Origin of the sequence: Caulobacter sp. UC70_42 (genome assembly GCF_044056025.1) — a bacterium.
Lineage (GTDB): Bacteria > Pseudomonadota > Alphaproteobacteria > Caulobacterales > Caulobacteraceae > Caulobacter.
This window is the reverse complement of the sequence record NZ_CP171994.1, coordinates 2186952-2209198: the sequence shown is the minus strand read 5'-3', so window position 1 is coordinate 2209198 and position 22247 is coordinate 2186952. Positions and strand designations below refer to the sequence as shown.

Annotated in this window: 21 protein-coding genes and 7 pseudogenes; 18 read left to right on the top strand and 10 right to left on the bottom strand. The window is 67.7% G+C overall.

What is annotated here, in order from left to right; genetic code table 11:
• The first annotated feature begins 107 nt into the window (after nucleotides 1–107).
• The 6 genes from ACHMW8_RS11090 to ACHMW8_RS11065 all read left to right on the top strand — a co-directional run bounded on the left by ACHMW8_RS11090 (nucleotide 108) and on the right by ACHMW8_RS11065 (nucleotide 4288).
• Nucleotides 108–1163, top strand: coding sequence for a hypothetical protein (locus tag ACHMW8_RS11090; protein WP_395445576.1), 1056 nt, complete (start codon nucleotides 108–110; stop codon nucleotides 1161–1163).
• 157 nt (nucleotides 1164–1320) lie between these two features.
• Entirely contained in the window at nucleotides 1321–1920 is a 600-nt protein-coding gene (locus tag ACHMW8_RS11085) for a 50S ribosomal protein L25/general stress protein Ctc (RefSeq protein WP_395445575.1), read from the top strand.
• 90 nt (nucleotides 1921–2010) lie between these two features.
• Nucleotides 2011–2628 carry an aminoacyl-tRNA hydrolase gene (pth, locus tag ACHMW8_RS11080; RefSeq protein ID WP_395445949.1) on the top strand — a complete coding sequence of 206 codons (618 nt, stop codon included), beginning with the start codon at nucleotides 2011–2013 and terminating at the stop codon, nucleotides 2626–2628.
• Nucleotides 2629–2630: 2 nt separating this feature from the next.
• A complete protein-coding gene (locus tag ACHMW8_RS11075) occupies nucleotides 2631–3380 on the top strand; it encodes a tetratricopeptide repeat protein (RefSeq protein WP_125156691.1) in 750 nt (249 codons plus the stop codon).
• Between the two features lie 57 nt (nucleotides 3381–3437).
• Complete coding sequence (locus tag ACHMW8_RS11070) at nucleotides 3438–4040, top strand: DUF2975 domain-containing protein (RefSeq protein ID WP_395445574.1); 603 nt, start codon at nucleotides 3438–3440, stop codon at nucleotides 4038–4040.
• Nucleotides 4040–4288 (top strand): helix-turn-helix domain-containing protein, encoded by a 249-nt coding sequence (locus ACHMW8_RS11065; protein WP_395445573.1) that lies wholly within the window; start codon nucleotides 4040–4042, stop codon nucleotides 4286–4288. Before ACHMW8_RS11070 ends, ACHMW8_RS11065 begins: the two co-directional genes overlap by 1 nt.
• A 32-nt stretch (nucleotides 4289–4320) precedes the next feature.
• Here the strand turns inward: ACHMW8_RS11065 and ACHMW8_RS11060 are convergent, their stop codons facing one another.
• Nucleotides 4321–4479, bottom strand: coding sequence for a hypothetical protein (locus tag ACHMW8_RS11060; protein ID WP_395446089.1), 159 nt, complete (start codon nucleotides 4477–4479; stop codon nucleotides 4321–4323).
• On the opposite strand from ACHMW8_RS11060, the pseudogene ACHMW8_RS11055 reads away from it, so the two are divergent.
• Nucleotides 4453–4914 (top strand): annotated as a pseudogene (locus ACHMW8_RS11055) (alpha/beta fold hydrolase); the annotation flags it as partial. The gene ACHMW8_RS11060 and the pseudogene ACHMW8_RS11055 overlap by 27 nt on opposite strands.
• A gap of 263 nt (nucleotides 4915–5177) precedes the next feature.
• Here the strand turns inward: ACHMW8_RS11055 and ACHMW8_RS11050 are convergent.
• On the bottom strand, nucleotides 5178–6008 hold the full coding sequence (locus ACHMW8_RS11050) for a pirin family protein (RefSeq protein ID WP_395445572.1): 831 nt from the start codon (nucleotides 6006–6008) through the stop codon (nucleotides 5178–5180).
• Nucleotides 6009–6139: 131 nt separating this feature from the next.
• On the opposite strand from ACHMW8_RS11050, the gene ychF reads away from it, so the two are divergent.
• From ychF to ACHMW8_RS11020, 6 genes and pseudogenes are all read left to right on the top strand, one after another.
• The gene (gene ychF, locus ACHMW8_RS11045; RefSeq protein ID WP_395445571.1) at nucleotides 6140–7240 is read left to right on the top strand and encodes a redox-regulated ATPase YchF; all 1101 of its coding nucleotides are present in this window, start codon (nucleotides 6140–6142) and stop codon (nucleotides 7238–7240) included.
• Between the two features lie 66 nt (nucleotides 7241–7306).
• A pseudogene (locus ACHMW8_RS11040) lies at nucleotides 7307–7988 on the top strand (dienelactone hydrolase family protein).
• A pseudogene (locus ACHMW8_RS11035) lies at nucleotides 7988–8667 on the top strand (dienelactone hydrolase family protein). Before ACHMW8_RS11040 ends, ACHMW8_RS11035 begins: the two co-directional pseudogenes overlap by 1 nt.
• Nucleotides 8668–8698: 31 nt before the next feature.
• On the top strand, nucleotides 8699–9217 hold the full coding sequence (locus tag ACHMW8_RS11030) for a histidine phosphatase family protein (protein WP_395445570.1): 519 nt from the start codon (nucleotides 8699–8701) through the stop codon (nucleotides 9215–9217).
• A 101-nt stretch (nucleotides 9218–9318) separates the two neighbouring features.
• Nucleotides 9319–10087, top strand: a pseudogene (locus ACHMW8_RS11025) (hypothetical protein).
• Nucleotides 10027–10557, top strand: a complete 531-nt coding sequence (locus ACHMW8_RS11020) for a GNAT family N-acetyltransferase (protein WP_395445569.1) — start codon at nucleotides 10027–10029, stop codon at nucleotides 10555–10557. The pseudogene ACHMW8_RS11025 and the gene ACHMW8_RS11020 overlap by 61 nt, the downstream one beginning before the upstream one ends.
• 90 nt (nucleotides 10558–10647) lie before the next feature.
• Here ACHMW8_RS11020 and ACHMW8_RS11015 read toward each other — a convergent pair whose 3' ends face one another.
• The 3 genes from ACHMW8_RS11015 to petA are packed head-to-tail and all read right to left on the bottom strand — an operon-like array spanning nucleotide 10648 to nucleotide 13351.
• Nucleotides 10648–11502, bottom strand: coding sequence for a cytochrome c1 (locus ACHMW8_RS11015; RefSeq protein WP_125156702.1), 855 nt, complete (start codon nucleotides 11500–11502; stop codon nucleotides 10648–10650).
• Between the two features lie 5 nt (nucleotides 11503–11507).
• Nucleotides 11508–12794, bottom strand: a complete 1287-nt coding sequence (locus tag ACHMW8_RS11010) for a cytochrome b/b6 (protein ID WP_125156703.1) — start codon at nucleotides 12792–12794, stop codon at nucleotides 11508–11510.
• A gap of 5 nt (nucleotides 12795–12799) precedes the next feature.
• Nucleotides 12800–13351, bottom strand: a complete 552-nt coding sequence (gene petA, locus ACHMW8_RS11005) for a ubiquinol-cytochrome c reductase iron-sulfur subunit (RefSeq protein ID WP_125156704.1) — start codon at nucleotides 13349–13351, stop codon at nucleotides 12800–12802.
• Nucleotides 13352–13556: 205 nt separating this feature from the next.
• Here petA and ACHMW8_RS11000 point away from each other — a divergent pair.
• Nucleotides 13557–14022, top strand: a pseudogene (locus tag ACHMW8_RS11000) (tRNA (cytidine(34)-2'-O)-methyltransferase).
• Here ACHMW8_RS11000 and ACHMW8_RS10995 read toward each other — a convergent pair.
• Complete coding sequence (locus ACHMW8_RS10995; RefSeq protein WP_395445568.1) at nucleotides 14016–14438, bottom strand: hypothetical protein; 423 nt, start codon at nucleotides 14436–14438, stop codon at nucleotides 14016–14018. The pseudogene ACHMW8_RS11000 and the gene ACHMW8_RS10995 overlap by 7 nt on opposite strands.
• Before the next feature lie 91 nt (nucleotides 14439–14529).
• Nucleotides 14530–15255 (bottom strand): glycosyltransferase family 2 protein, encoded by a 726-nt coding sequence (locus tag ACHMW8_RS10990; RefSeq protein WP_395445567.1) that lies wholly within the window; start codon nucleotides 15253–15255, stop codon nucleotides 14530–14532.
• 169 nt (nucleotides 15256–15424) lie between these two features.
• Here ACHMW8_RS10990 and ACHMW8_RS10985 point away from each other — a divergent pair.
• From ACHMW8_RS10985 to ACHMW8_RS10970, 4 genes and pseudogenes are all read left to right on the top strand, one after another.
• A pseudogene (locus ACHMW8_RS10985) lies at nucleotides 15425–17114 on the top strand (ArnT family glycosyltransferase).
• Nucleotides 17111–18010, top strand: a complete 900-nt coding sequence (locus tag ACHMW8_RS10980) for a hydroxymethylglutaryl-CoA lyase (protein WP_125156708.1) — start codon at nucleotides 17111–17113, stop codon at nucleotides 18008–18010. Before ACHMW8_RS10985 ends, ACHMW8_RS10980 begins: the two are co-directional and overlap by 4 nt.
• On the top strand, nucleotides 18007–18372 hold the full coding sequence (locus ACHMW8_RS10975; protein WP_395445566.1) for a hypothetical protein: 366 nt from the start codon (nucleotides 18007–18009) through the stop codon (nucleotides 18370–18372). Before ACHMW8_RS10980 ends, ACHMW8_RS10975 begins: the two co-directional genes overlap by 4 nt.
• A 75-nt stretch (nucleotides 18373–18447) precedes the next feature.
• Nucleotides 18448–19005: a hypothetical protein gene (locus ACHMW8_RS10970; protein WP_395445565.1), complete on the top strand. Its 558-nt coding sequence runs from the start codon at nucleotides 18448–18450 to the stop codon at nucleotides 19003–19005.
• A 45-nt stretch (nucleotides 19006–19050) separates the two neighbouring features.
• Here the strand turns inward: ACHMW8_RS10970 and ACHMW8_RS10965 are convergent, their stop codons facing one another.
• The 3 genes and pseudogenes from ACHMW8_RS10965 to yidD all read right to left on the bottom strand — a co-directional run bounded on the left by ACHMW8_RS10965 (nucleotide 19051) and on the right by yidD (nucleotide 22221).
• Complete coding sequence (locus tag ACHMW8_RS10965; protein ID WP_395445564.1) at nucleotides 19051–19977, bottom strand: glycosyltransferase family 2 protein; 927 nt, start codon at nucleotides 19975–19977, stop codon at nucleotides 19051–19053.
• Nucleotides 19977–21971: a threonine--tRNA ligase gene (gene thrS / locus ACHMW8_RS10960; RefSeq protein ID WP_125156712.1), complete on the bottom strand. Its 1995-nt coding sequence runs from the start codon at nucleotides 21969–21971 to the stop codon at nucleotides 19977–19979. The genes ACHMW8_RS10965 and thrS overlap by 1 nt, the downstream gene beginning before the upstream one ends.
• Nucleotides 21968–22221, bottom strand: a pseudogene (gene yidD, locus ACHMW8_RS10955) (membrane protein insertion efficiency factor YidD). Before yidD ends, thrS begins: the two are co-directional and overlap by 4 nt.
• Nucleotides 22222–22247 lie beyond the last annotated feature (26 nt).

The window sequence follows — 22247 nt, the reverse complement described above, 5'->3', positions numbered from 1 at the left end:
CTCGCGCACGGCCACGCTTGTAAAAGTCTGGTTAACGGGGCGAAGTCACAATCTCGCCGACCCGGGCTGCTATGCGCGCCCCAAGACTTGATGGGGATGTTCAGAAAATGCGTTCTTTTTCGCGTACGCGCGTCGTTCTGACGACGACCGTCGTGGCGCTGGCCGCCCTGGTGGCGGCCTGTAGCTCGCCGCCGCCGCCGCCGCCGCCGCTCGTGCAGGCGCCGCCGCCGCCGCCGCCGATCACCCTGTCGGCCAGCATCGTCGAGCGGGCCAGCGCCTTCCGCGGCTACATGGCCCGCGCCGGCGCGGTGTCCCCCGCCTTCCAGAACGGCGAGCAGATCCAGGCCTCGCTGAAGATCGGCGCGGCCTATGAGACCAAGTCGTTCATGAACGGCGCGGTGGCCTATGCCGCCGTCCTGGCTCTGCAGGACCCCACCTTCGTCGCCTCGGTGCGCGAGGTGGCGGCCAACCCGACCCAGCGCCAGGAGATGATCACGAACATCTTCTCCAACCCCTCCTACGCGGCCGTGTTCAAGGGCAGCGACAGCGCCGCCGGCCTGATCATCGACACGATCGGCCGTGACGGCCTGAAGGTCTACATGGCCGGAAAGGCCGTGAAGCAGGCCGCCTATGACGTGCAGAAATCGACCTGGTCGAAGGGCTCGGTCGTCGATCGCGACGGTCGCCTGGCGTCCGCCAAGTCGCTGTCGGCGACCCCCGCCCTGGCCGAAAGCGCCGACGTGGCCGTGCTGCAGCAGGCCTCGACCGGCGGTCAGTCGCTGGGCCTGACCCCGCGCGCGGCCCCCGCCCCCTACCAGCCCGTGGTGATCCGCGGCCTGGCGGTCGCGGCCCTGGCCGCCCTCGGCGCGGCCGGCGACAACAACCTGGCTTCGATCGACGCCCTCAGCGCCGACTGGGCCACGGCCAACTGCCTGAACATGGCCAAGCTGAACCTCTACCAGTGCCTGGCCGTGTCCAAGCCGCACTACGAGGACATCTTCTGCCTGGGTCAGCACATCCTGATCGACACCGGCGCCTGCGTGGTCAAGGCCTCCGGCGCGACCCTGCCGCCGGAACCGCCCCCGCCGCCGAAGGCCGAGCCGGTCAAGAAGGCCGTGGCCAAGAAGGCGCCGGCCAAGAAGGCGGCCACCAAGAAAAGCTGATCCTTCCCCTGTTTCCAGCCGAAAGGGCCGGGCGTTGCGTCGCCCGGCCCTTTTGTGTATGTAGCGCGACCCCAAAACGACGCTGGCGAGCGTGGCAATCCAGCCATAGGCGCCGGGTCACAGAAGAGAGCATCCGGCTCTCTAGAAAGACACCACCATGGCCGAGATCATTCTGAACGTTGAAGTCCGTGAAGGCGCCGGCACCGGCGCGGCCCGCGCCGTCCGTCGCGAAGGCAAGGTCCCGGGCACCCTGTACGGCGGCGGCAAGGCCCCGGTGAACATCGCCGTGCGCGCCAACGAATTCCGCAAGTCGCTGTACACCGGCAAGCTGCTGGGCCACCTGGTCACGCTGCAGCACGGCGACGAAAAGCAATCGGTCATCGCCAAGGCCGTGCAATTCCACCCGGTCACCGACGAGCCGGTCCACTTCGACCTGTACCGCGTCGACGAGCACCAGCTGATCAAGATCGAAGTGCCGGTTCACTTCAAGAACCAGGACATCTCGGTCGGCATGAAGAAGGGCGGCTCGCTGGAAGTGATCCGTCACACCGTCGAACTGGCCTGCCCGGCCGACAAGATCCCGGAAGAACTGGTGATCGACCTGGCCAACCACGACATCGGCGACACCATCCGCATCTCGGAAGTGAAGCTGCCGGAAGGCGTGAAGCCGGCTGTGGACCGCGACTTCGTCATCGCGACCCTGAAGGCCTCGTCGGCCGCCCAGTCGGACGCCGGCGACACCACGACCGAGGCCTAATCGCCTCTCGGTCATCCGACCGAATTGTTTTACGGAACGGGCGGGCCTTCGGGTCCGCCTGTTTTCGTTTGAAGTCTTGAGATGCAAGCGATGCTGATCCTCGCCGGCCTGGGCAACCCCGAGCCCAAGTACGAGAAGAACCGCCACAACGTCGGCTTCATGGCCGTCGACGCCCTGGCGCGGAAATGGGGGACCGCCCCGTGGCGCGCTCGCTTCCAGGGCCTGGCCTGCGAGGGGCAGGTCACCACGCCCGACGGCCCGGTCAAGCTGCTGCTGCTCAAGCCCAAGACCTATTACAACGAGAGCGGCCGAGCGGTGGGCGAGGCCATGAAGTTCTTCAAGCTGACGCCCGCCGACGTCATCGTCTTCCACGACGAGATCGACATGGCCCCGGGGCGCTTCCGGATGAAGGCCGGCGGCGGGGCGGCGGGCAACAACGGCATCCGCTCGGTGACCAGCCAGGTGGGCGACGCCTTCCGCCGCGGCCGCATCGGCGTGGGCCATCCGGGCCACAAGGACGCGGTCATGCATTATGTGCTGGGCGACTTCCACAAGGTCGAGCACCAGTGGCTGGACCCGATGCTGGACGCCATCGCCGACGCCCTTCCCTTCGCCGCCGCGGGCGACGACGAGCGCTATCAGGCCGAGGTCATGCGCCTGGCGCCCGCGCCCAAGGCCGACCCGCGCAAACCCGCCAAGGACGACTGAAGATGTTCTCGCTTCCATTGCCGCTGATCGGTCTGTCGTTCCTGATCGCCATCGCCCTGTGCGTCCACGCGGTCCGCACCGGCCAGCAGATGTACTGGCTGTGGATCATCCTGGCGTTCCAGCCGATCGGCGGAATCGTCTATTTCGTCGCCATCATCGCCCCGGCCTGGTTCGGCGGCCGCACCGCCCAGAAGATGGGCCAGGCGGCGCGCAAGGCCATCGATCCGCGGCGCGAGTACCGCGAGGCCGCTCAGGCCGTCGATGACGCGCCCACCGTCGCCAACCGCGTGCGTCTGGCCGTCGCCGCCACCGAGCTGGGCAAGCACGCAGAGGCCGAAAAGCTCTATGCCGACAGCCTTACCGGCATGTACGCCGACGATCCTCAGCTATTGCTGGGACGCGCCAACGCCCTGATCGAGCTGAATCGCCCGGCCGAGGCCCTGCCGCTGCTGGAAAAGCTGGGCGAGACGCCCACGGGCGGGCGCACGGCCCACATCATGCTCGCGCTCGGCCGCGTCTATCACGCCCTGGGCCGCGAGGAGCAGGCCGAGACCGCGCTCTCCTGGGCCGCCGACAACTATCCGGGCTTCGAGGGCATCGCCCGCTACGCTGTCTTCCTGGCCCGGATGGGCCGCAAGGACGAAGCCCGCGCCCAGTTGGCCGAGATCGACAAGCGCCTGTCCAAGACCCACGCCCATTTCCGCAAGGAAGCCAAGACCTGGCGGGACTTCGCGGCCGCGGCGCTGAATTGATACATATCGATTGACAGAAAGTTTTTTAGAATCGAATGTGGCGTCACGGAGGACGTCATGGCCACGGTTCTGCATCTGAAACCGCTCTACCGCACGCCGGCCGCGCCGCCGGAGAGCCCGGCGCAACGCCGCGCGCGTCTGGGCAGCCAGGCCGCCGTCTGGGTGTTCACGGGCCTCTTCGCCCTGTCGGCCGCCATCCTGGTCACGGCGATCGCGGTCATGCTGTTCTACAAGGGCGAACTGGTCCGTATCGGGCCGGAAAATTGCTACATCGGCGACGGCCCCGCCAATTCGGTGGCGTTCGGGTCGCTGCCCCTGGTCCACCGCCTCGTCTATGTCGTCGTCGGCGTCGTGCGGGCCACCCCCATCCTGATGATCTTCTGGAGTCTGCGCGCCCTGTTCGGCGGCTATGCCCGGGGCGAGGTGTTCTCGCGCGATGCGGCCCGTCGGTTCGGCCGAACCGGCGGCTGGCTGTGCGCCTACGCCGTCTCGCCGTTCCTCTGCCACGTCGCGCTGTCGGCCACCGGCTACGAGATCGACAGGAACTGGGCGCACATGGCCAGCCTGCAGGCCTTTGTTCTGGGTCTGCTGGTTTTCGTGATCGGCCAGGTCATGCAGGTCGGGCGCGAGATGGAGGAAGACCGCGAGGCCTTCGTCTGATGCCGATCGTCCTGCGCCTTGACGTGATGCTGGCCCGCCGAAAGGTGCGCTCCAACGCCCTGGCCCGCGCCATCGGGATCACCGACGCCAACCTCAGCCTGCTCAAGTCGGGCAAGGTGAAGGGCGTCAAGCTCGAGACCCTGGAAGCGATCTGCGACTTCCTGGACTGCCAGCCCGGCGACATCCTCGAATACCAACCCGAGCAACCGCCCGACGTCGTGGGCGAGAGCGTCAAACGCGCCGGCTGACGGCGTCATTTCGGAGACCAGCCATGAGACTTTCAACGCCCGTCCGGGCGATCGCCGCCGGCTGCCTGCTGTTCGGCGTCCAGGCTCGCGCCGAGACCGGATTCGTCCAGGTTCCGGATGGCAGGCTGGCCTACGAGACCTGCGGCGCGGGAACCAGGACCATCGTGCTGCTGCACGACGGCGTCCTGCATTCGGCCGCCTATGACGACGTCTGGCCCGCGCTCTGCCGACGCTTCAAGGTGATCCGCTATGACCGGCGAGGCTACGGCGCGTCGCCGCCGGCCGCCCATCCGTACCGCCCCGTCGACGATCTGGCGGTGCTGCTGAAGGTGCTGGACACCCCGCACGCGACCCTGGTCGGCTCGTCTTCGGGCTCGGGACTGGCGGTCGACTACGCCCTGGCCCATCCCGAGCAGGTGGATCGAACTCGTGCTGGCGGGCCCCTGGATCAGTGGCTTCGACGCCTCGTTCGGCTTCATTTTCCGCGCCTTGAAGCTGCTCGTCCTCTTCAAGATGGGCCTGACCGACAGCGTTGCGCGCGACCCGTACATCCTGACGAAGAACGCCGCGCCCCAGCGCGAACGGGTCAAGGCCCTGCTGAAGGCCCACCCTGGCAACCTGACCGCCGGAACCCGGGAACAGCCGCCCGCCGCCCCGGCCAAGCCGCGCCTTGGAGACATCCGCGTTCCGACCCTGATCCTCGTCGGCCAGGTCGACATCAAGGACGTTCAGGAACAGGGCAAGGTCCTGGAGCACGCCATCCCCGGCGCGCGCCGCGACGTCGTGCCGGCCGCGGGACACTTCATGTACCTGGAGCGGCCGCGAGACTTCGCCGAGCGGGTGACGGCGTTCATGGAGACTCCCGCCAGACCCGTTCCCTGACGCCCCCTCAGAACCGCCCGCGCTGGAAATCCTCGAACGCCTGCACGATCTCCTCGCGGGAGTTCATCACGAACGGGCCGTGCCAGAAGACCGGCTCGTCGATCGGACGGCCGGCCAGCAGCAGCACCCGCGCGTCGGTGACGGCTTCGACCCGCACCGTGTCGCCACGCCCCAGGAAGACGCCCGACAGCGCGTCGATCGTGTCGTGGGCGACGCGAACCTGGCCTTCGTAGACCGCCAGCATGGCGTTGCGGTCGTCGCCGACCGGCTCCTCGAACACGGTCCCGGCCGGCAGCACGACGTCGAAATAGAGGGCGTCGACCGCGCCCCCGCCGATCGGGCCCGTGGTCCCGCCGTCGGTCACGCCGGAGATCACCTTGACCGAGACGCCGCCGTCGCGGGCCTCGACCGGGATCGCGTCGCTCTCGAACTCCTGGTAGCCGGGCGCGCTCATCTTCAGCCTGGCCGGCAGGTTCACCCACAGCTGGAAGCCGCGCATCCGGCCCTCGGCCTGCTCGGGCATCTCGGAATGGACGATGCCCTTGCCGGCCCGCATCCACTGGATGCCGCCCGGCCCGATGACGCCTTCGCGGCCGGTGTTGTCCTTGTGGCGCATCCGGCCTTCCAGCATGTAGGTCACGGTCTCGAAACCGCGATGCGGATGGTCGGGGAAGCCGCCCATGTAGTCGGACGCCTGGTCGTTGTCGAAGCAGTCCAGCATCAGGAACGGATCGAACATCTGGGCCTCGGGCGTGCCCAGCATCCGGGTCAGCCGCACGCCGTCGCCATCCGAGGCGGGCATGCCTTTCACGATCTTCAGGACGGGACGAACGCTCATGGGAAGCTCCTTTTCGCCTTTGATATCTGATCTGGTTGCAGTTCTTGCAAGAGGGCCCCATCCCCCGGGCAGGTTCGCCTTTCCCGACCATCCGTGCTAATCGCCCGCCCAACGAAATTCACGAGAGTTCCATGGCCCTTAAAGTCGCCATCGTCGGCCTGCCCAACGTCGGCAAGTCCACCCTGTTCAACGCCCTGACCCAGACGGCGTCGGCCCAGGCCGCCAACTATCCGTTCTGCACCATCGAGCCCAACACCGGCGAGGTCGCCGTGCCCGAGCCGCGCCTGGACGCCCTGGCCAAGGTGGCGGGCTCCAAGGAAATCATTCCGGCCCGGATCACCTTCGTCGACATCGCCGGCCTGGTGCGCGGGGCGTCCAAGGGCGAAGGCCTGGGCAACCAGTTCCTGGCCAATATCCGCGACTGCGACGCCGTGGCCTTCGTGGCCCGCTGCTTCGAGGACGGCGACATCGTCCACGTCGAAGGCCGCATCGACCCGATCAGCGATCTCGAGATCATCGAGATGGAGCTGATGCTGGCCGACCTGGAAAGCCTGGAAAAGCGCGTCCCCGCCCTGGAAAAGCGCGCCAAGGTCGGCGCCGACAAGGAAAGCGCCAACACGCTGCGCCTGGCCAATATCGCTCTGGCCCTGCTGCGCGAAGGCCGCCCCGCTCGCGCCGCCAAGATCGACGCCGAGGACGAGAAGGCGTGGCACATGCTGCAGCTCTTGACCTCGCTACCGGCCCTCTATGTCTGCAACGTCGACGAAGGCTCGGCCGACAAGGGCAACAAGTACAGCGATCAGGTCGCCGCCCGCGCCGCCAAGGACAACGCCAAGTCGGTCGTCATCTCGGCCCAGATCGAGAGCGAGATCGCCCTGCTGGACGCCGCCGAACGCGCCGAATTCCTCGAGACCCTGGGCCTGGAGGAGCCGGGCCTGAACCGCCTGATCCGCGAGGCCTACACCCTGCTGAACCTGCAGACCTACTTCACGGTGGGTCCCAAGGAGGCCCGCGCCTGGACCATCCATGTCGGCGACACCGGCCCGCAGGCGGCCGGCGTCATCCACACCGACTTCGAGAAGGGCTACATCCGCGCCGAGACCATCGCCTTCGACGACTTCATCAAGCTGGGCGGCGAAAACGGCGCCAAGGAAGCCGGCAAGATGCGGGCCGAGGGCAAGGACTACGTCGTCAAGGACGGCGACGTGATGCACTTCCGCTTCAACGTCTAAGCGTTCAGAACAGACCAGCGGCCGGAGCGGAAACGCCCCGGCCGTTTCTCATTGGGGAGCACGCCTATGTCCGACACCGTCACCCTGACCTCCGCCGTCGACGGCTTCGCGTTCACCGCCCTGCACGCCCAGCCGAACGGCGCACGCAAGGGCGGCGTGGTCGTGGTCCAGGAGATTTTCGGCCTCGACCAGTATGTCCAGGCCGACGTCGCGCGCTGGGCGGCCCTGGGCTTCGAGGTTCTGGCCCCGTCGATCTTCGACCGCGCCGAGCCCGGCTTCGTGGCCGAACACGATCCGACGGGTTTCCAGACCGGCGTCAGCTATGTTCAGAAGGTCGGGATCGACGCCATGCTGTCGGACATCCAGGCCTGCATCGACGAGCTGGCGGCGCGCGGCCCGGTGTTCGCGGTCGGCTACTGCCTGGGCGGCTCGCTGGTCTGGCTGGCGGCCGGCCGGCTGAAGGGCCTGGCGGCGGGTTCGGCCTATTATGGCAGCATGATCGCCGCCAACGCCGAGCTGTCGCTGAAAGGCGCCGGTGGTCGTGCACCTGGGCCGCAAGGACGCCCATATCCCGGCCGACGAGGTCAAGGCCAAGGTCCAGGCCGCTCATCCGGACGTGCCGGTCCACATCTATGAAAACAGCGGCCACGGCTTCAACAATGACGGCCGGCCCGACAGCGATCTCGCCGACGCCGAGTTGGCCCGCGCGCGGACCTTGGCGCTGTTCGTCGCCAACGGAGCCGCCTGATGGGCGAACGCATCGCCCTGGCCTGCAAGGAAGACGGCTCGCCCTTCGCCGCCTATCACGCCCCGCCCCAGGAGGCCCGGCGCGGCGGGATTGTCATGCTGCACGCCATCTGGGGCGTGACCCCGCATCTGCGCGGACTGGCCGACAGTCTGGCCGAGCAGGGCTATGAGGTCATCGTCCCCAGCCTGATGGACGCGGCCGACGCCGACTTTCCGGTCGAGGACCTGACGCCGGCGATCCTCGACGCCCGCATGGCCATGGGCAAGCTGACGGGCTGGGGTGCAACCACCCTGCCCCGCGTCCAGGCCTGCATCGACGCCCTGGACGGTCCGGTGTTCGCCATGGGCTTCTGCTATGGCGGCACGACGGCCTGGCTGGCGGCCTGCCGCTGCGATCGGCTCACGGCGGTCTCGGCCTTCTATGGCGGCGACATCGTCGCCTATCGCGACGAGACGCCCAAGGTCCCGACCATTCTGCACTTTGGGAAGACCGACAGCCTGATCCCGCTGGCCGATGTCGAGGCCATCCGCGACGCCCACCCGGACCTGCCGATCTATCTCTACGAGGCCGGCCACGCCTTCGTGCGCCCAGCGGCCACCATCCCGACAGCGCCCGCCTGGCGATGCTGCGAACCTTGCAGCTGTTCCAGCGCTCGGGCGGGGGCAAGGGCGAGGCTTGAGCGCGCGCCAAGCCCCGCCTAGGCTCGGCGGATGATCCGCTCACTGACCGTCGCCATTCTGTCGCTGCTGCTCGCCGCCTCGCCAGCCCTGGCCCAGACGGTGGTGATCGTTCGCCACGGCGAGAAGGTCTCGCCCAACGGCGATCCGGACCTGTCGCCGGCCGGCCAGGCCCGCGCCCGGGCGCTGGCGGCCAGCCTCGCCGGGTCCAAGGTCTCGATGGTGCTGGCGACACCGCTGAGGCGCACCCAGCAGACCGGCCAACCCACGGCCGAGGCCGCCGGCTTGAAGATCGTCCCGATCGCCCTGGACGGCGGCGCACCCGCTCACGCCCAGCGCGTCGCCGAGGCCGCCCGCGAGGCGCCCGCCGACGCCACGGTGCTGATCGTCGGCCACAGCAACACGGTCGCCGACATCGCCCGCGCTCTGGGCGATCCCGCGCCGGAGATCCTGACCGACTGCGAATACGACCACATGACCGTCATTCAGCTGGGCGGCGCGACGCCCAAGGCCATCCATGCCCGCTACGGCGCGCCGACCCAGGCCTGTTGAGGACTTAGGCAGGCTCACGCGCCGACAGGGTGACGGTGACGGCGATGGCGAGGGCGTCGAGACCATCGCGCGGACGTCATGGCTGCGCTACGCTGGCGCCCATGCGTTCTCGCGTAACCGCCCTGGCCCTGCTGCTTTCGCTGCCCCTCGCCGGCGCGGCGCGGGCCGGCGAGACGGCGTGCTGGTTCGAGAACGGGGCCGTGATCGTCCCGGCGGTGATCGCCGACATGGCCGGCGACTATGTTCTCGACCTCTCGGCCGCGCGCACCCTGCTGCATGAGACCAAGGCCCAGATGGCGGGCGTCACCGCGCCTGAATTGACTTTACCGGTCGAGGTCGCCGGGCTGAAGGTTCCGGCCGTGTCGGTCAAGGTCGCCGACCTGGACGCGCGCGGCGCCGGCTTCGTCACCCCGATCGCCGGGGTCATCGGCATGGACGTCCTGGCCGGCCACAGCGTCGAGATCGACTTCGCCCACTGCCGGGTGCGCATCGACCAGCCCTGGAAGGCCCGCCGTCAGGTCGTGTTTCCGGTTCGAGGTGATCGACGGCCTGCCGACCCTGGCCGCGGCCGTCAGCGATGGTCCCACGGCCCTGCGCGGAGCCTTCGCCATCGACACCGCCTCCAAGGCCATGACCCGCCTCTCCACGCGCGGGGCGGCCGCGACCGGAAAGCTGGATACGAACGCCCGCCACATCGCGCCGGCGCGGCTCCGCGCCTTGTCGATCGCAGGCGTGCTGGCCGAGAACGTCCCCGCCACCCTGGCCGACGATCTGCCCGAGGGCGTCGACGGAACCCTGGGAACGGCGCTATGGGCGCGCCACCGCCTGCGCCTGTCGGCCGACGCCCGCACCTTGTCGGTCGCGCCCTGATGCTGATCGAAGCCAAGCCCGACGACTTCGCCGCCCTGCTGCGCGGCGAAGCGCCAGCCCCCTATCGTCTGGCCGACAGCCCGGTGGCTCCACCGGAGGTGCTGGACATGCTGGCGCAACTGGCCGACCGGATTCGCGCGGTGTTCAGCCCCAGCGCCTGGATGATGGTGGAGGACGGCGAGGTCGTGGGCCTGATCTCCTCCGTCCAGCCGCTGGACGCGGCCGACCGATCCTTGCTGATCGGCTATGGCGTCGCTCCCACCCGCTGGGGCCGAGGCGTCGCCACCCGCGCCGTCGCCGATCTGGCGGCTTGGGCGCGAAGGGATAACCGCCTACTGGCCCTGACCGCCGAGACCTCGGTCGACAACCCCGCATCCCAGACGGTCCTGAGCCGCAACGGCTTCCAGGCTGTGGGCGAGCGCGAGGATAGCGAGGACGGGTCGCTGATCGTGTGGCGGCTGGACCTGTAATTCCCAAAGAAGAAGGGCCCGGTGTCGCCACCGGGCCCTTCGAACTTCAGAGCGACAGGATCGCCCGGAGCGCGCTGTCGCGCTCCGTTTTTAGTGCGACTCGTTGCGCCACACCGTCTTGTAGCTGGCGTACAGCAGGCCGCTCAGCAGGACGAGGTAGATCAGCACGGCGAAGCCGGTCTGCTTGCGCTCTTCCAGCTTGGGCTCGGCGGCCCACATCAGGAACGCCGAGACGTCCTTGGCCTGCTGGTCCAGGGTCGACTTGGTGCCGTCGTCGAACGTCACCAGGCCAGCCTTCAGCGGCGGGGCCATGGCGATGAAACCGCCCGGCGGGACATGCTCGTGGCTGCCCGACCAGGCCGACGTCAGGTCGCCCGGGAAGTAGGGGTTGTAGTGACCGCCGGTCGGAACCTTCAGGCCCTTCGGCGGATCCACGTAGCCCGTCACCACCGAGTAGATGTGGTTCGGACCTTCCTCGCGGGCCTTGGCCAGCAGCGACATGTCCGGCGGCAGGGCGCCGCCGTTCGAGGCGCGGGCCGCGGCTTCGTTGGCGAAGGGCGCGGGGAAGTGGTCGGCGCTGGTGGCCGGACGCTTGATGGCGTCGCCGGTCTCACCGTCGATGTCGGCGACCTCGTAGTCCTTGGCGATCGCCTTGACCCACGGGTTGTCGTTCGAGTTCGGATACTTCTCGCTGTAGAAGGGGCCGCCCTTGTCGCCGAGGTTGCGGAAGGCCACCAGCTTCATCGCGTGGCAGGCCGAGCAGACCTCGCGATAGACCTTGTAGCCGCGCTGCAGCTGGGCCTGATCGAACTTGCCGAACGGGCCTTCGAAGGACCAGTGGACTTCCTTGGCCTTCAGCGCGCCGCCGCTGGCGAGCGCCGGACCAGCGGCGCCGACGACCAGGAGACCCGCCGCCGCCGCGATAGCCGAGAGTTTGCGGAGCATCGGGATCAACCCTTATGAGCGTCGGCCGAGAGGGCCGGCGAAGCGATCGAGTCCGGAACCGGCAGGGTCTTTTCGACCAGACCCAGGACCGGGAGCACGACCAGGAAGAAAGCGAAGTAGTAGAGCGAGGCGACGCGGCTGAGCCACACGAAGCTGTTCAGATCCGAACCGCCCAGTTGGAACGTGGTCAGGTGCGGGATCACCGGATCGTCCGGAAGCTTGGCGCCGCAGAAGCCCAGGACGATGCAGGCCACCAGGAAGAACAGGAAGTAGATCTTCGCGGTCGGACGGTAGCGCATCGAGCGCACCTTCGACGTGTCGAGCCAGGGCAGGGCGAACATGCAGGCGATGGCGCCGAACATGGCCAGCACGCCCATCAGCTTGTCCGGAACGGCGCGCAGGATCGCGTAGAACGGCAGGAAGTACCATTCCGGAACGATGTGCGACGGCGTCACCAGCGGGTTGGCCTCGATGTAGTTGTCGGCATGGCCCAGGGCGTTGGGCATGTAGAAGACGAAGAAGGCGAAGAGGATCAGGAAGACGCTCATCGCGAAGCCGTCCTTCACCGTGGCGTACGGCGTGAAGGCGACGGTGTCGGCCTTCGACTTCGGATCGACGCCGGTCGGGTTGTTCTGGCCGACCACGTGCAGGGCCCAGATGTGCAGGATCACGACGCCCGCGATCATGAAGGGCAGCAGGTAGTGCAGCGAGAAGAAGCGGTTCAGGGTGGGGTTGTCGACCGCGAAGCCGCCCCACAGCCAGGTGGTGATGCTCTCGCCGACCAGCGGCAGGGCGCCGAACAGGTTGGTGATGACGACGGCGCCGTGGAACGACATCTGGCCCCAGGGCAGGACGTAGCCCATGAAGGCGGTGGCCATCATCAGCAGATAGATCACGCAGCCCAGCAGCCACAGCACTTCACGCGGCGCCTTGTAGGAGCCGTAGTAGAGGCCGCGCAGCATGTGGATATAGACGGCGATGAAGAACATCGACGCGCCGTTGGCGTGCATGTAGCGGATCAGCCAGCCGTAGTTCACGTCGCGCATGATGTGCTCGACGGAAGCAAAGGCGCCTTGAGCGCTCGGATTGTAGTGCATCACCAGGATGATGCCGGTGATCAGCTGGGAGGCCAGGCACAGCGACAGGATGCCGCCGAAGGTCCACCAGTAGTTCAGGTTCCGCGGCGTGGGATAGTCGACGAACGAGTCATAGCCCAGGCGGATGATCGGCAGACGGGCGTCAAGCCAGCGCTCGATGCCGGTCTTCGGTTGATAGGTCGAATGTCCGCTCATCTCGCTTAACCGATCTTGACCTTGGTGTCGGTGAGGAAGGCGTATTCCGGAACCACCAGGTTCAGGGGCGCGGGGCCCTTACGGATACGACCCGAGGTGTCATAGACCGAGCCGTGGCACGGGCAGAACCAGCCGCCGTATTCGCCACCGCCGAAGGTCGGCACGCAGCCCAGGTGGGTGCAGTTGCCGCCAACGATCAGCCAATTGGCCTTGCCCGGCTTGACGCGCGAGGCGTCCGTGGCCGGGTCCTTCATCGCCGCGTGGTCGTCAGCGACGGCCTTGGCGATCTCGGCCTTGGTGCGATTGCGCACGAAGAGCGGCTTGCCGCGCCACTTGATCGTGACCTGCTGGCCCTCGGCGACCTTGGTCAGGTCGAACTCGGTCGAGGCCAGGGCCCGCGTGTCGGCGGACGGGTTCATCTGGTCGATGAACGGCCACACCAGGGTCGCGGCGCCGCCGGCGGCGGCCGCGATCGCGGCGATGTGAATGAAGTCGCGCCGGGAGGGATCGCTCCCGTGTTCCGGCTCGGTCGTTGCGCCCACGGCGGTGTCGGCCACCTACGTCACCCTCTAGTTCCGCCGGTCCGCGAAAAGCGGTCCGACTTGGAGAAGCGCCTTTCAGCGCCATATCTTGCTCGACCCGCAAGCGGATCTCCGCCACAAGGCAGCGGTCGGATCGTCGTATCGGACGCGCGGACCGAGTCCGCAAGCCCTTTCGATTCCCGGCAAAGCCCCTGCTGCCCTTGTGGTTGGTTCGCTTATTATGCGTATCGCACTTTTTCAACCAGGCATTCCCCAAAACGTCGGCGCGGCCATCCGGCTGTCGGCCTGCTTCGGGGTCGGGCTCGACGTCATCGAGCCCTGTAGTTTTCCCTTGGATGACAAGAGCTTGAAGCGCGCGGCCCTGGATTATGGGCCCCTGACGCACCTCACGCGCCACGACAGCTGGGAGGCTTTCCTTAAGGCGCCGGAGCGCGTTGACGGGCGCCTGCTGCTGTTCACGACCAAAGGCGCCACGCCCTTCCACAGGTTTTCGTTCGAACCCGGAGACACGCTGCTGTTCGGCAATGAGAGTTCGCGGCGCGCCGGAGGAAGTCCACGCGGCGACGCAAGGCCGCATCGTCATTCCGATCCGCGCCGAGACGCGCTCGATGAACCTGGCGACGACGGCGGCGATGGCCCTGGGCGAGGCCCTAAGGCAGACGGGCGGATTTCCGGGCGATCAGTGATCGCCGAAATCGACGTCCCGCCGCGCGGCGACGATCGTCACGATGAACCCCGCCAGCACGTCCAGCAGCACCATCAGGGTGATCAGGAAGAAGGTCGAGGTCGCGAAGGCCGGGGCGAGCAGGAACTCGACCAGACAGGCGATGAACAGCACCATCGACAGCGAGTGGTTGATGATCGCGATCTTGCGGCTGGTGGTCGATTTCAGCAGCTCGACGAACAGCACCACCAGCGAGGCGGCCAGCAGCAGGTCGCCCAGACTGACGCCCCACTCGGCGCGCGAGGTCATGTGAATGGTGAACAGCCGGTCGGTCATGCGGACACTGGCGTCCATGGCCTTGAAGCCGCCCGCCAGGGTCAGGGCGATCAGATTGTAGATGATGACCGGCAAGGCCAGCAGCGGAACCGCAGCGAACATCGAACTTCCCCCTACGGCGGATGCAAGCCGCCGTCTTGGTTAAGGCGTAGCCGGATTTTCGCCGGGGGTGAAGCGGCCTCGCCCGTGACGCTTAAGCTTCTTCCACGCCTTGGGGATCGCGAGCGCGCGACTGCAGCCACATCACGCCCAGCAGGTCGGAGATCGAGGCCTTGAGGCGGCCGAAATTGGTGTATTTCGACACCCCGCTCTCGCGGTGACGATGGTTCACCGGCTGGAAGCTCACCTCGTAGCCCTCGCGCAGCATCAGGGCCGGGATGTAGCGGTGGATGTGATCGAAGTACGGCAGACGCAGGAACGCCTCGCGGCGGAAGGCCTTCAGCCCGCAGCCGGTGTCGTTGGCGGTGTCCTTCAGGAGACGCTTGCGCACGCCGTTGCCGAACTTGGAGGCGAAGCGCTTGGCGCTCGAGTCCTGGCGCTTGACCCGCTCGCCGCCGACAAGGGCCAGGGTCCTGGGGCCGACCAGCAGAGCCTTGGCCAGGCGCGGGGCGTCGGCGGGATCGTTCTGGCCGTCGCCGTCCAGGGTGACGATGATCGGAGCGCGCGCGGCCAGGACGCCCGTGCGCACGGCGCGGCTCTGGCCGGAATTCTTCTGGTGGCTCAGCACGCGCAGCCGCGGAATCTCGGCCTTCAGGGCGATCAGGCGGGCCTTGGTGTCGTCGCGGCTGGCGTCGTCGACGAAGATCATCTCGTAGTTGTCGCCGGCGAAAGCGGTCGCGATTTCACGCGCCAGCTTCGGAGCGGCCTCGCCCTCGTCGAAGACGGGCACGACGATGGAAAAATCGGGGGTGGCGGTCATGGGCTTCTAATAGCCGAAAAATTCGTCGAGGCCTGTCCTTTTCAAAAACCTGCTTTTGAAAAGGACAAACAGGCGTTTATTCAAAAGGTTAGATCGCGATTGACGCCGAAGCCGGCCTCCACTTTCGGCTATCGCGCTCTTGCGGAAGGATCGTGCTAAAGCTGCGGCCATGACGCTTGAATCTCGCTTGGATGTCTGGAGCCGCGGGTGGCGAGGCCCCGTCTTCGCCGCGCTCGTCGCCCTGATCGCCGGCCTGCCCGGCCTGTTCGCCATGCCGCCGCTGGACCGCGACGAAATCCCGCTTCGCCCAGGCAACGTCCCAGATGCTGGAGACGGGCGACTATGTGGTCATCAAGTTCCAGGACCAGCCGCGCTTCAAGAAGCCGGTCGGCATCCACTGGCTGCAAGCGATCAGCGTCAAGGCGTTCTCCGACGCGGAAGATCGGCGCATCTGGGCCTATCGCATCCCGTCCTTGCTGGGCGCGATGCTGGCGGCGGCGGCCTGCGCCTGGGGCGCGGCGGCGCTGTTCGACCCGCGCACCGGTCTGCTGGCCGGCGCGATCCTGGGGGCGACCTTCCTGCTGTCGACCGAGGCCTTCATCGCCAAGACCGACGCGGCCCTGTGCGGAACCACCACCCTGGCCATGGCCGCCCTGGCCCGCGTCTACGCCGCCCAGCTGAGGGGCGAGAAGGCCGGAAAATGGACCAAGCTGGCCTTCTGGCTGGGGCTGTCGATCGCGGCGCTGATCAAGGGCCCGGTCGGCCTGCTGGTGGCGATCCTGGCCCTGGTCGGCCTGGCCCTCTGGGACCGCAAGGCGGCCTGGATGAAGGACCTGGGCTGGACCTGGGGGCTGATCCTGTTCGCGGCCATCTGCCTGCCCTGGGCGATGATGATCACGGTGGCGACCGACGGCGCCTTCTGGGGCGCGGCCGTGGGCGGCGACCTCGCGCCCAAGCTGGCCGGCGGCCAGGAAGGTCACGCCGGGCCCTTCGGCTACCACGCCCTCCTGGCCCCGCTATTGTCTTTCCCGGCCACCCTGCTGTTGCCCGCCGGCCTCGTCGTCGGCTGGAAAAAGCGGAGCGAGCCTGGCGTGCGCTTCGCCGTCTGCTGGCTGGTCCCGACCTGGCTGATGTTCGAAATCCTGCCGACCAAGCTGGTCCACTACGAGCTGCCGGCCTACGGCGCCCTGGCCATGTTGATGGCCGCGGCCGTGCGCGAGCCGCTGGGCAGGCTCGCCCGCTTCATCGGCGGCGGGCTGTCGGTGCTGATGGGCGCGCTGCTGGCCGCCGTGGCCGTCTATGGACAGGTCCAGTTCGGAACCGGCGGAGACATCGCCTGGACCGTCCTGGCCGCCCTGCTGGCCCTGGCCGCCGGGATCGTCGGAGCGGTGCTGCTGCTGCGCCGCCACTCGGCCCGCGCCCTGGTCACCGCCGGAGTGCTGGGCGTCGGCGCCCACATCGCCCTGACCGCCGGCCTGATCCCCCGCCTGGAGCCCCTGTTCCTGTCCAAGGATGTCGCCGACGCCCTGGATCGCACCCGGCTCTCGCCCCGCTCCGGCGCGGCCGGCCCGGTGGCCCTGACCGGCTATTCCGAGCCCAGCCTGATCTTCCAGTTGGGGACCGCCACCGAACTGACCGACGGCGAGGGCGCGGCCCAGGCGGTCGTCGAAGGCCGCCCCGCCGTGGTCGAGGGGCGCGAGGAAAAGACCTTCCGCGACGCCCTGGCCGGCCTTGGCCTGACTCCCCATCCCGTCGCGACGGTCGAGGGGCTGAACTACTCCGACGGCGACCAGGAACGCCTGACCATCTACCGCGGCGAGCCACGGGCCGCCGCTCCCGAAGACGAGGTCCAGCCGTGAGCCGCTTCATCCAGATCGTCGAGGTCGGGCCGCGCGACGGCCTGCAGAACGAAAAGCTGTCCCTGTCGGTCGACGAGAAGCTCGACCTCATCCGCAAACTGGAGGCCGCCGGCGCCAGGCGCACCGAGGTCGTGTCGTTCGTGAACCCCAACCGCGTGCCGCAGATGGCGGGCGCGGAAGAGATCATGACCGCCCTGTCCGCGGACCTGGAGCACGCGCGGATCGGCCTCGTCCTGAACATGCGCGGCTGGGAGCGCTGCGTCGCGGCCCAGTGCGACGAGGCCAATGTCGTGGTCTGCGCCTCCGACGGCTTCGGCCTGGCCAACCAGGGCGCGACCGTCCGCCAGCAGATCGATGCGCTGGCCGCCATCGCCGAGCGCCAGGCGGTCGAGGGCGGCCCGCCGATCACCGCGACCATCTCGGTCGCCTTCGGCTGTCCATTCGACGGCGAGGTCTCCGAGGATCAGGTGGTGGCCATCGTCCGCGAGGCCGCCGCCCTGGGCGTGGCCGAGATCGCCATCGCCGACACCATAGGCGTCGCCGATCCCTGGACGGTCCGCAAGCGCATCGAGGCGGCGCGGGCCGCCGCGCCGGACACGCGCCTGCGGATGCACTTCCACGACACCCGCAACACGGGCCTGGCCAACGCCTACGCCAGCGTCGAGGCCGGCGTCGACGTGCTGGACGCCTCGGTCGGCGGCCTGGGCGGCTGCCCGTTCGCGCCGAACGCCACCGGCAATATCGGCACCGAGGATCTGGTCTACATGCTGGAACGGGCAGGCTTCGAGACGGGTTACGATCTGGCGGCCCTGATCGAGATCGGCCGCGAGATCAGCGCCAAGCTGGGCAAGGCCCCCGCCTCGTCCCTGGCCCGCGCCGGAGGTTTCCCCGCATGATCCGCCTCGCCGCCCTGCTGACCCTGGGCCTGGCCGCCTGCGCCGCCGCCCCCGTCGACGGGGGCTCGGTCGCCCGCTGCGACGTGACGATCAAGTTCGGCAGCTACGGCATGGGGATCGACCAGCCGCTGGCCGCGACGGTGGCGGACATGGTCAAGGCCGACCCCGACATCGCCCGCTCGGAACGCAAGCCCTGGGGCCGCGAGGGCGAGTTCGACCAGTGCCTGACGGTGAAGACGGGCCGCGACGCGACGGCGTTGTATCAGCGCTACAGAGCGCTTCTGCCGGCGAAGAGCGTGAAGGCTCCGACCTCGATCGAAGGACCGGGCGGGCTGCGGTTCGAGACGATCGGACCGATGTAGGCGGCCATCACCATTGGTGGAGCGCCAGCGCTCGTGCAATCTGGCGCGATGCTCCTTCGATCGTCCCTCGCCGCCATGATCCTCGCCCTTCTATGCGCGGCTCCGGCTTGCGCTCAGGAGGCCGACCTCGTCCATTCCGACAGGCCGCTGTGGTCACCGGGAACCGACGCCGTCTGGCCCCAGCATTTCACCGACGGCGACACGTTCGGCTGCGCGCATCGTTTGCGTCTCGGCGACTGGCTCTACAAGCCGACCGAGGGGGACGACCAATGGTACCGCTTCGGGAACTATGGTGTCTTCCACTGCTGGATGACCATCTCCCACGGCGACGCGCCCCGGGCTTTCGGGGACAGCCGCCCAGCATTCCTGATTTCATTGGGACGCGAACACGACAAGGAACTCTGGGTCCTGCAATTGGGCGCACGGCCAGGCAGCGACTACATTCTGCTGGCGGGCGCGCCAGGCAAGGGCTCGATAACGCGTTTCGAGGTCCTGCAAAGGCTCTGTCCGAAGGCGTCGGTGAGGGGCGGGCCGCCGCTGGACATTCTTCAGACCCGCTATTGCAGCGTAAACACCAAAAGCGAGATGCTGGCGCTGGCCCGGCGGATGGCGAAATTGCCTGCCTTGGTGTGATGGCGTTCGAAGGTGAACCGCCAGGCGACCCCTGAGCCCCCGCCCCTAGATCGGCCGTCCGGTCAGCTTCCACAGCAGCGGCCGGCACACGCTCATCAGCATGATGGCCGGGGCCAGCAGCACCGCCGCCGCGAACAGCTGCAGGCTGTCGGCGCGCTTGATGAAGTAGCGGGTCAGGCCGACGCCCTTATGGAACTCGACCTTCAGCGGGTGTTCCTGGCTGGTGTGACCCAGGTGGATGACCTGAGCGTCGGGCTGGAACAGCACCTGGCCGCCCGAGCGGCGCGCGCGCCAGCACAGGTCGATGTCCTCGACATGCAGGAAATAGCCCTCGTCGAAACCGCCCAGCGCCTCGAAGTCGCCACGGCGCATGGCGAAGCAGGCGCCCGAAATGGTCGGCATCGGTACGGGCGCGCACGGCAGCGGCTCGTTCTCGCGGTGGATCTCGAAGCTGGCCAGCTGGGGGTGACGGCGCGTGAACTGGCCGAAGCTGAGCACGGTGGTCATCGGCGTCACCTCGCCGCGACGGCCGCCGCGCTGCTCGGAGCCATCGACGTTCAGCACTCGCGCGCCGACCACGGTCGGGGTCGGCTGGCCCTTGAAGGCGGTCACGAGGGCGGCCACGCAGCCCGGCTGCAGATTGGCGTCGGGATTGAGGAAGACGATGTACTCGCCGCCCGCCGTCGAGGCGCCCATGTTGGCGCCGCGGGCGAAACCGATATTGCCGTGGCCCTGCTTGAGCACGACGCGCGGCTCGGTCAGGGCCAGCGAGCGCAGCATGTCCTCGTCGCGCCCGTCGGACCCGTTGTCGACGATGACGAACTCATCGACCAGCGGCTCGGCCAGGACATGCCTGATGCTCTGGGTCAGCGCCTCTCCCGTCCGATAGACGACCATGACGACGGATACGTTCGGACGGGCCGGACGCGCACCAACGGCAAGGGTCGAGACGGACGGGAGGATGCTGTTCATCAGGCGGTCGCGGCCTCCGGAGCCGGTTTGGCGAGCCCCAATCTGGCGGCTTCCTGGGCGCGGGCGATGTCGGGCGGGGTGGCGTCGGCCTTCAGGACGCGAAGGGCTTCCTCGAGCGAAAGGATATTCTGCCCCTCGCCGCCGAGGCGACGCAAAGCCAGCTGACCCGTTTCGGCTTCCTTGCGACCCACCACCGCGATCACGGGCACCTTGGCGAGGCTATGCTCGCGAATCTTGTAATTGATCTTCTCATTACGCAGATCCACTTCCGCGCGCATCCCCAAGCTGGTCAATTTCTCGACGACCGCGCGGGCGTAGTCATCAGCGTCGGACGTGATCGTGGCCACGACAACCTGCGTCGGCGCCAGCCAAACAGGCAGGGCGCCCGCGAAGTTTTCCAACAAGATGCCGATGAAACGCTCGAAGGACCCCAAGATAGCCCGGTGAAGCATCACCGGACGCTTCTTCGAACCATCCTCCGAAACGTACTCGGCGTCCAATCGTTCCGGCAAAACGAAATCAAGTTGCAGCGTGCCGCACTGCCAGACACGGCCAATGGCGTCCTTCAGCGAGAACTCCAGTTTCGGGCCGTAGAACGCGCCTTCACCTGGCTGCAGCACCAAGGTCTCGCCCGCTGCTTGCGCCGCAGCGGACAGGGCGGCTTCAGCCTTGTCCCAGACTTCGTCCGAGCCGGCGCGCAGTTCCGGACGCGTCGAGAACTTGGTGTCGGCCAGCGTCATGCCGAGGTCGTTATAGACCGAGCGCAACAGTTCGATGAACCGGGCGCTTTCCTCCGTGACCTGCTCTTCGCGGCAGAAGATGTGGGCGTCATCCTGCGTGAAGGCGCGCACCCGCATGATGCCGTGCATCGCGCCCGACGGCTCGTAGCGGTGGCAAGCGCCGAACTCGGCCATGCGCAGCGGCAGTTCGCGATAGCTCTTCTGGCCGACGTTGAAGATCTGGATGTGGCCAGGGCAGTTCATCGGCTTGACCGCCAGGATCTCGCCCTCGGCGCTCTCGCACATGAACATGGCGTGGCCGAACTTCTCGGCGTGGCCCGACTTTTCCCACAGGCTCTTGTCGAGGATCTGCGGCGTCTTCACTTCCTTGTAGCCGGCCGCGTCGAGGCGACGGCGCATGTAGTCCTCGAGCACGCGGTACAGGGCCCAGCCCTTGGCGTGCCAGAACACCATGCCCTTGCCCTCTTCCTGGATATGGAAGAGGTCCATCGTCTTGCCCAGCTTGCGGTGATCGCGACGCTCGGCTTCCTCGATGCGCTTCAGATAGGCTTCCAGGTCGGCTTCCGAGGCCCAGCTCGTGCCGTAGATGCGCTGCAGCTGCGCGTTGTTCTGATCGCCGCGCCAGTAGGCGCCGGCCAGCTTCGTCAGCTTGAAAGCCTTGCCGACATGCTTCGTCGACGGCAGGTGAGGACCACGGCACAGGTCTTTCCAGTTGCCCTGGCGATAGACCGTGATCGTGTCCGTGCCCGGCAGATCGCGGATGATCTGTGCCTTGTACTGCTCGCCGATCTCGTCGAAGTGCCGAATGGCCTCCTCGCGGTCCCAGACCTCGCGCGTGATCTTCTCGTCGCGGTCGACGATCTCCTTCATGCGCTTTTCGATCTTCTCCAGATCGTCCAGGCTGAAGGGCTCGTCGCGCGCGAAGTCGTAATAGAAGCCGTCCTCGACGTTCGGGCCGATCGTCACCTGGGTGCCGGGGAACAGCTCCTGGACGGCCTCGGCCAACACGTGGGCCGTGTCGTGGCGGATCGTCTCGAGCGCCTCGGGCGCTTCGCGCGTCAGGATCTCGAACTTGCGCTCGCCCGTCAGCAGGTCGGGCGTCAGGGCGCGGTCGAGGTCGAGAACCTGGCCGTCCAGCTTGATCAGCAGGGCCTTCTTCTCGAGGGATTTGGAGATGGCGGCGGCGACGTCGCGCCCCGTCGAGCCGTCAGGATACTGACGGGCCGAGCCGTCGGGGAAAACCAGATCGATCATTCTTCACATATCCACTTGCGTGGCTGGCGCCCGGCGGCGGGGGGTCGTACCCCGAGCCACCTAACGGATTGCAGCGGCAAATCCGTCGCAACGCCAACCAGGAACCCTTGAGCGGGCCATGATCCTTGAGGGCGGCCGCCGCGTATTCCGAACAGCTCGGCGCGAATCGGCACTGCCGCCCGATGAGGGGCGAAAGCGTCAACTTGTAGGCGCGAAGGCCAAGGTCGACGGTGCGGTCGTAGAAGGTCATGCCGGCGCGCGACTTTGTTGCAGTGC

Coding starts and splice junctions, on each gene's coding strand:
- ACHMW8_RS11090 (WP_395445576.1), top strand. CDS start 108: ATGCGTTCTTTTTCGCGTACGCGCGTCGTTCTGACGACGACCGTCGTG.
- ACHMW8_RS11085 (WP_395445575.1), top strand. CDS start 1,321: ATGGCCGAGATCATTCTGAACGTTGAAGTCCGTGAAGGCGCCGGCACC.
- pth (WP_395445949.1), top strand. CDS start 2,011: ATGCTGATCCTCGCCGGCCTGGGCAACCCCGAGCCCAAGTACGAGAAG.
- ACHMW8_RS11075 (WP_125156691.1), top strand. CDS start 2,631: ATGTTCTCGCTTCCATTGCCGCTGATCGGTCTGTCGTTCCTGATCGCC.
- ACHMW8_RS11070 (WP_395445574.1), top strand. CDS start 3,438: ATGGCCACGGTTCTGCATCTGAAACCGCTCTACCGCACGCCGGCCGCG.
- ACHMW8_RS11065 (WP_395445573.1), top strand. CDS start 4,040: ATGCCGATCGTCCTGCGCCTTGACGTGATGCTGGCCCGCCGAAAGGTG.
- ACHMW8_RS11060 (WP_395446089.1), bottom strand. CDS start 4,479: ATGCAGGACGCCGTCGTGCAGCAGCACGATGGTCCTGGTTCCCGCGCC.
- ACHMW8_RS11050 (WP_395445572.1), bottom strand. CDS start 6,008: ATGAGCGTTCGTCCCGTCCTGAAGATCGTGAAAGGCATGCCCGCCTCG.
- ychF (WP_395445571.1), top strand. CDS start 6,140: ATGGCCCTTAAAGTCGCCATCGTCGGCCTGCCCAACGTCGGCAAGTCC.
- ACHMW8_RS11030 (WP_395445570.1), top strand. CDS start 8,699: ATGATCCGCTCACTGACCGTCGCCATTCTGTCGCTGCTGCTCGCCGCC.
- ACHMW8_RS11020 (WP_395445569.1), top strand. CDS start 10,027: ATGGGCGCGCCACCGCCTGCGCCTGTCGGCCGACGCCCGCACCTTGTC.
- ACHMW8_RS11015 (WP_125156702.1), bottom strand. CDS start 11,502: ATGCTCCGCAAACTCTCGGCTATCGCGGCGGCGGCGGGTCTCCTGGTC.
- ACHMW8_RS11010 (WP_125156703.1), bottom strand. CDS start 12,794: ATGAGCGGACATTCGACCTATCAACCGAAGACCGGCATCGAGCGCTGG.
- ACHMW8_RS10995 (WP_395445568.1), bottom strand. CDS start 14,438: ATGTTCGCTGCGGTTCCGCTGCTGGCCTTGCCGGTCATCATCTACAAT.
- ACHMW8_RS10990 (WP_395445567.1), bottom strand. CDS start 15,255: ATGACCGCCACCCCCGATTTTTCCATCGTCGTGCCCGTCTTCGACGAG.
- ACHMW8_RS10975 (WP_395445566.1), top strand. CDS start 18,007: ATGATCCGCCTCGCCGCCCTGCTGACCCTGGGCCTGGCCGCCTGCGCC.
- ACHMW8_RS10970 (WP_395445565.1), top strand. CDS start 18,448: ATGATCCTCGCCCTTCTATGCGCGGCTCCGGCTTGCGCTCAGGAGGCC.
- ACHMW8_RS10965 (WP_395445564.1), bottom strand. CDS start 19,977: ATGAACAGCATCCTCCCGTCCGTCTCGACCCTTGCCGTTGGTGCGCGT.
- thrS (WP_125156712.1), bottom strand. CDS start 21,971: ATGATCGATCTGGTTTTCCCCGACGGCTCGGCCCGTCAGTATCCTGAC.